Genomic DNA, 6,053 nt, shown 5'->3' with positions numbered 1-6,053 from the left:
TCCTGACGGGGGACCTTCCATAAATTTGCTACAGGCACAGAAAAACCCCGGTAACAACCGGGGTTTTGTTGTGCCTTAGCAAATTTGGATAGGTCTCCCTATCTCTTTGAGAACTGGGAAGCTTTACGAGCTTTTTTGAGTCCGTATTTCTTTCTTTCCTTCATTCTCGGGTCTCTTGTCAGGAATCCTGCTGCTTTCAGAGGTGCTCTGTAAGCTTCTGAATCTGCCTGAAGAAGAGCTCTGGAAATGCCATGTCTCAGGGCTCCGGCCTGACCGGTGAGTCCGCCGCCGTTAACCAGGGCGATAACATCGAACTTGCCTTCTGCTCCTGCTACGCTGAAAGGTCTAACGACCTCCTGCTTCAAAAGCTCCTGTGGGAAATAATCTCCCAGGTCCTTCTTGTTTATAGTCACTTTTCCAGTTCCAGGGAGTAATCTTACTCTGGCAACTGAAGATTTTCTTCTGCCTGTGCCTAAGTACTGTGTTTTAGCTGTAGCCATATCTTATTCCTCCCTTTCCCTAAAATTCCAGTGTTTCTGGTTTCTGAGCTTCATGTTTGTGCTCAGGTCCTGCGTAAACGTATAGTTTCTTGAACATCTGTCTGCCAAGCTTTCCATCAGGAAGCATTCCCTTAACAGCGTGTCTTATGATTTCCTCAGGCTTCTTAGCCAGCATCTCTTCAAAAGTCACTTCTCTCAGTCCACTCTGGAATCCGGAATAAGTAGTATAAACCTTTTCCTTCAGCTTCTTGCCTGTTACCTTGACTTTCTCAGCGTTGATAACGATTACGTTGTCTCCGCAGTCAACATGAGGCGTGTAAATTGGTTTGTTCTTGCCTCTCAGTACTGAAGCTATTTCTGAAGCCAGTCTTCCGAGAGTTTTGCCTTCTGCATCGACAACATACCACTTATGTTCTACTTCTGCAGGTTTAGCAATGAATGATTTCATTTTCTGTTCCTTTCTACCTACTGGGTTGACATTCTGCAACTTTTTCGGTCCTGCCTACTGAGATGTCACTGTAATGGGCATCCTGGTCGGCATCACTAAATTACTTAGCTCGCATAGCTACCGGACGGGTCATGTCCTGCCTGCGATTTCAATATGCATCGTCTAAACGCAATGCAACCAATATTATATAGCATAAACGCCTATAAAGCAACTATTTTTTTCTTTTCCTACCCTTCTTCTTAGCATTCCTCTTGGCTTCGCGGGCTTCCTTGCCGATTTTCTCGCCGACGAAAGTCGTAAAATTGTAGAAGTAGCGGAACAGTGCCTCTGTAGCGATCATGAATACGATTAGCAAAAGCACGCATTGCCAGTTCATCGGGCTGATACCGAAGAGCTCATTGTGGAAAATGATTGCGTAGAAAAACCCGCAGACCATGACGATCATCATGGTAAGGTGAATTTTGTCCATAGGTTTCGCCACTCGCGCCAATATCATAAATTCCACCAGCGCCACCAAAGCCGAGCAGGCCGTGGATATGCTGCTGGCCTTCAGGTCAAGTACCTGACCGAACACGAGCAGACAACTGACGGACAGGAACACCGTGATCCCTGCCGGCGTTGCCATCTTGAAAACATTCCCGAGAAAGCTGCCTTTGATTTTGTCCTTATTAGGCTCCAGGGACAAAATAAAGCTTGGCAGGCCGATGGTGAATATGCTGATGAGTGTTATCTGCGAAGGTTTCAGAGGGTACTGAAGCACGCTTATCATAGAGAACATGGCCAGCAGGAACGAAAAGATGTTCTTCGTCAGATACAGGCTGGCGGTTTTGATGATGTTGTTTACTACCCGGCGCCCCTCCATTACCACCAACGGCATCTTGGAAAAATCTGAATCCATGAGCACCAGCTGGGCTGCGTTGGATGCGGCCTCACTGCCTGACGCCATGGCGATGGAGCAGTCTGCATCTCGCAGTGCCAGTATGTCGTTTACTCCGTCACCGGTCATACCTACAGTCTTCCCCTGGCTCTTCAGGCCACGGACAAACATGCGCTTCTGATCAGGTGTGACGCGACCGAAAACCGTGTATTTCTTCACGGCCTTGTCTACGTCATCCTGAGTCTCCAGAGTTCTGGCGTCGACATAACTCTCGGCGCCCTTGATTCCGGCCTCCAGGGCTACATTTGATACGGTCACAGGATTATCTCCTGAGATGACCTTCACATCTACGCCGTTGCCGGCGAAATACTCGAAAGTTTCTTTAGCTGATTTTCTAATAGGGTTGTTGAGCAATACTACTGCCAGCAATTTCACCGGGCCGCCCAGCTGATTGCCATCAGGTACGGCCTTGGTAAAACCAAAAGCAAGAACACGGTAGCCCTCTTCACTGACAGACTGGATGTAGTCTGCATATCTGGAGAAACCGTCTCCCAGAACATATTCCGGAGCCCCCAGGACGAAATTGCCATCGTCATAAGTAGCACCGCAGTATTTATATTTAGATGAGAATGGGCAGATAGCCGTCGGCTGCCTGTCAGACACATCTGTAAAATACGCTTTCATAGCTTCCATAGTGATATTATCGCTGCTCTGGTGCTGGACAAGATCCGCCAGCAGAGTCTTGATCTCATCGTCATCGAAATCTTTCATAGCCGACTGGAAGCCTGCCACCTCCATGCGGTTCTCCGTGATAGTTCCAGTCTTATCCACGCAGAGCACATCGACCCTGGCGAGAGTCTCTATGCATCTCATGTTTTGTACCAACACATCGATCTTAGCAAGACGTACAGCGCTTGCCACCATAGCGATGCTTGCCATCATATACAGACCCTCCGGTATCATGCCCAGAACCGCCGCAACCATGGCGATGACGCTGGTCCGGAAACTGTCATCCATAATGAACCACTGCTGGACCATTAGTATTATGCCGATGGGTATGATCAGAACGCCGATAGTCATTACCAGTTTGTCCAGGGATTTTACCATCTGAGACTGGTTGTCATTTTTCTTGGTCTTAGTTGCTTCTATTGTAAGCTTGTTTATGTATGAATCGCTGCCTACAGCCGTCAACCTGGCCGCGCACTGCCCCGATATTATGAAACTTCCCGACAGCAGATCGTCGTCGGAGTTCTTCTCTATTTCATCAGACTCTCCTGTAATGAGCGCCTCGTTTACTGTCACTGTCCCGTCCAGAACGCAGGCATCTGCCGGTATCTGATTGCCGGCGCCAAGCAGCACCACATCGTCCAGAACCAGATCCTCCGTCGGCACTTCTTTCTCTACGCTGTCCCTGATCACCCGAGCCCGAGGCATCTTATCGAATTTCAGATTGTCCAGGATATTCTTGGAGCGGACCTCCTGGATTATGCCTATGGCCGTGTTGGCCAGGATTATCCCCATGAACGTCAGATCCTTGAAAGACCCCACAATGACCAAAAGAACAGCCAACACTGTGAAAATCAGATTGAAATATGTGAAGACATTATCCTTCACGATCTGACCTATAGTGTTGGTAGATGAATCGACCTCTTCATTTGTAAGACCGCGATTTACGCGGTCATTGACTTCCTGCGTGGAAAGACCCGTCATTACCCAGACTCCTTTCGAATGGTTAACTAACATTTTAACATAAAACGCTCATTGGTCAATAGAACGGCCCGAGGCTTCACCTTAAAATCACACATTTTCTTTCTTCATATGTTCCACTATATAGTCCATAAACCGCCTGGCCGCCAAGGGCAGGGTGCTGAAATCCTTATAACCCAGGGCGATCTCCCGCCGGGGCGGATCCGCTATATCCCTGACCAGAACGCCTCCACTGTATCCCTCAAGCAGATCATCGTAGAGCATGGATACCCCCAGTCCCTGCCTCACCATAGTGATTATGGAGTAGTCATCCTGCACGCTGTATTCTATGTCCGGGGACAGCCCTTTATTCCTGAAAGCGTCCATTGACACGCTGTAATCGCCCTCAAAAAGTTCTATGAAGTGTTCACGCGCCAGTTCTTCCAGTGTCACAATGTCCTTCGCCGCCAAGGGATGATTCTGGGGCAAAACAGCCTTCATATCGTTTCGGTACAAAGGTTCGATCTGCAGGTTTTCTGCATAGCGGCTGTTAACAAAGCCCAGGTCAACGGATCCCTCGCGGATCCACCGCTCGATGGAACTGTATTCGCCGTTAAGGAGTTCGAACTGCACTCCGCGATTCTTGGCCTTGAATGATCTCATAAGCTGAGGCAGAAATGTTCTGCTGACGCTGGTAAATGCCCCGATGCGGATCACTGCGTCGGTCAGGCCTTCCATTTCGACCTTCTTCTCACGCAAAGCCTCTTCAGCTCCGCATATGCCGCGAATAAACGGCATATAACTTTCACCGTCGGATGTCAATGTCACACCGAACCTATCTCTTCTCACAAGAGTAGTGCCCAGCTCCGCCTCCAGACCTTTCACCGTCTGGCTTACAGCGCTCTGAGAATAGCTCAGCTCCCTGGCCGCTTCAGTAAAACTTCCCGTTTCTATGACCTTGCTGAATATGTAATATCTGGATAACATGCGCATCCTCCCTGCAGACCGTCACCGTCCGCCTCCACCTGTGCCTTACAGGCTGCTTTTTGTGCCCAACGCCTGCATAAGTTTTTCTTATGCTTCTATTATAATTATTCGTTTTACAAATATCAACCCCCCGCGTTATAATAACCCCCGGAGGTTCAAAATGACAGTTAATAAAGAAGGTTACAATAAAGCAGTGTTTTTCCAGGGTATGCGCCATGCCATCCCAATCGGCATAGGATACTTTGCTGTTTCTGTAGCCCTCGGTATTACAGCGCGAGCCGCAAACTTCACAGTCCTGCAGGGCTTTTTCGCAAGTCTGCTAACCTACGCCTCAGCAGGCCAGTACGCAGGATTTTCCATGTTTGCCACAGGCGCGACTTATATTGAACTGATAATTGCTACATTGGTGATCAATGCTCGTTACACCTTGATGGGTTTCGCAATTACCCAGCGACTCCCGGCGGATGTAACATGGTACCAGCGCATGGTGCTGGGTGCTACAATAACCGATGAAATATTCGGCATCACCATAGCCAGACCCGGGCGCTTCAATCTTTACTACCCATTGGGCGCCTGGTGCTGCGCTGTACCTATGTGGGCAACGGGAACGGCTGTGGGCATCGCCGTCGGCAGCGTGCTTCCGCCGTCACTGGTCAGCGCTTTCAGCGTGGCTCTATACGGAATGTTCCTGGCAGTGATCATCCCTCCATCAAAGAAAAATAAAGTAGTCGGCGCCTTCGTGGCTATAAGCTTCGCAGCTTCTTACGCGGCCACCAGGCTACCCTTCATATGCAATTTGTCTTCGGGTAACAGAATAATCCTCCTGACTGTAGTAATTTCCTCTGCAGCAGCTATTCTGTTCCCAGTTAATAATAAGAGCAGGCTTCGTATCCAAGCGAAGCCTAACAGAAAATTACCCAGGAAGGAGGTGGCATAGATGTCAACTAACGCAGTCTTATACATACTAGTAATGGCGGCGACCACCTATGCCGTCCGAGTCCTTCCACTGACATTGATCAAAAAACCTATCGAAAATGTTTTCGTTCAGTCTTTTCTATATTACGTGCCTTATGTGACTCTGGCCGTCATGACCTTCCCGGCCATGATACAGGCCACAGCTTCACCTGTAGCCGGGGTTCTGGCTATGGTTGTCGGCATTGGCTGCGCCTGGCTGGGCGCCAATCTGTTCCTGGTGGCAGGCTCATGCTGCGCCGTAGTATTCCTGACCGAACTGTTGCTTGTGTAAATGGAAATTGTACCGCGCACGTATTGTCCTGATATCCAGAACGATAGTGCGGATTTTTTGTTATTGTAAACCAAAATCGCACGTATTGGCCCGATTCAAGATGTTAAGGTGCGCCGTACTAGATATATTATCCATAAATGGTATTATATGTTATTAGATTAGCTCTTAAACGCACTTCTTGTCCTCTACATCAGCTGATAAGTGGTCAAGTCCATATTTGTGTGTAAATTCACTTTCAAGCATATATCAAACTACCTTTATGCTGCTTTAAGCATTTTCTGTTGTTTCTCTGCTATTTTAATCAACTCT

At 48.4% G+C, this 6,053-nt stretch carries 6 protein-coding genes; 2 read left to right on the top strand and 4 right to left on the bottom strand.

Annotated features, from left to right (window positions below; genetic code table 11):
* Positions 1-98: 98 nt before the first annotated feature.
* From rpsI to EV211_RS05550, 4 genes are all read right to left on the bottom strand, one after another.
* Positions 99-500, bottom strand: a complete 402-nt coding sequence (gene rpsI, locus EV211_RS05565) for a 30S ribosomal protein S9 (protein ID WP_133528437.1) — start codon at positions 498-500, stop codon at positions 99-101.
* 19 nt (positions 501-519) lie between these two features.
* A complete protein-coding gene (gene rplM, locus EV211_RS05560; protein ID WP_133528436.1) occupies positions 520-948 on the bottom strand; it encodes a 50S ribosomal protein L13 in 429 nt (142 codons plus the stop codon).
* 211 nt (positions 949-1,159) lie between these two features.
* Complete coding sequence (locus EV211_RS05555) at positions 1,160-3,535, bottom strand: HAD-IC family P-type ATPase (RefSeq protein ID WP_133528435.1); 2,376 nt, start codon at positions 3,533-3,535, stop codon at positions 1,160-1,162.
* Between the two features lie 87 nt (positions 3,536-3,622).
* On the bottom strand, positions 3,623-4,498 hold the full coding sequence (locus tag EV211_RS05550; RefSeq protein WP_207667993.1) for a LysR family transcriptional regulator: 876 nt from the start codon (positions 4,496-4,498) through the stop codon (positions 3,623-3,625).
* A 160-nt stretch (positions 4,499-4,658) separates the two neighbouring features.
* Between EV211_RS05550 and EV211_RS05545 the strand changes: the two genes are divergently transcribed.
* Both EV211_RS05545 and EV211_RS05540 read left to right on the top strand, forming a co-directional pair.
* The gene (locus EV211_RS05545) at positions 4,659-5,435 is read left to right on the top strand and encodes an AzlC family ABC transporter permease (RefSeq protein ID WP_133528433.1); all 777 of its coding nucleotides are present in this window, start codon (positions 4,659-4,661) and stop codon (positions 5,433-5,435) included.
* Entirely contained in the window at positions 5,436-5,744 is a 309-nt protein-coding gene (locus tag EV211_RS05540) for an AzlD domain-containing protein (RefSeq protein ID WP_133528432.1), read from the top strand.
* Positions 5,745-6,053: the final 309 nt, after the last annotated feature.

It is taken from the genome of Aminicella lysinilytica, assembly GCF_004362975.1.
GTDB lineage: Bacteria > Bacillota > Clostridia > Peptostreptococcales > Anaerovoracaceae > Aminicella > Aminicella lysinilytica.
This window is presented reverse-complemented; position numbering and strand designations above follow the sequence as displayed.

Coding starts and splice junctions, on each gene's coding strand:
- rpsI (WP_133528437.1), bottom strand. CDS start 500: ATGGCTACAGCTAAAACACAGTACTTAGGCACAGGCAGAAGAAAATCT.
- rplM (WP_133528436.1), bottom strand. CDS start 948: ATGAAATCATTCATTGCTAAACCTGCAGAAGTAGAACATAAGTGGTAT.
- EV211_RS05555 (WP_133528435.1), bottom strand. CDS start 3,535: ATGACGGGTCTTTCCACGCAGGAAGTCAATGACCGCGTAAATCGCGGT.
- EV211_RS05550 (WP_207667993.1), bottom strand. CDS start 4,498: ATGTTATCCAGATATTACATATTCAGCAAGGTCATAGAAACGGGAAGT.
- EV211_RS05545 (WP_133528433.1), top strand. CDS start 4,659: ATGACAGTTAATAAAGAAGGTTACAATAAAGCAGTGTTTTTCCAGGGT.
- EV211_RS05540 (WP_133528432.1), top strand. CDS start 5,436: ATGTCAACTAACGCAGTCTTATACATACTAGTAATGGCGGCGACCACC.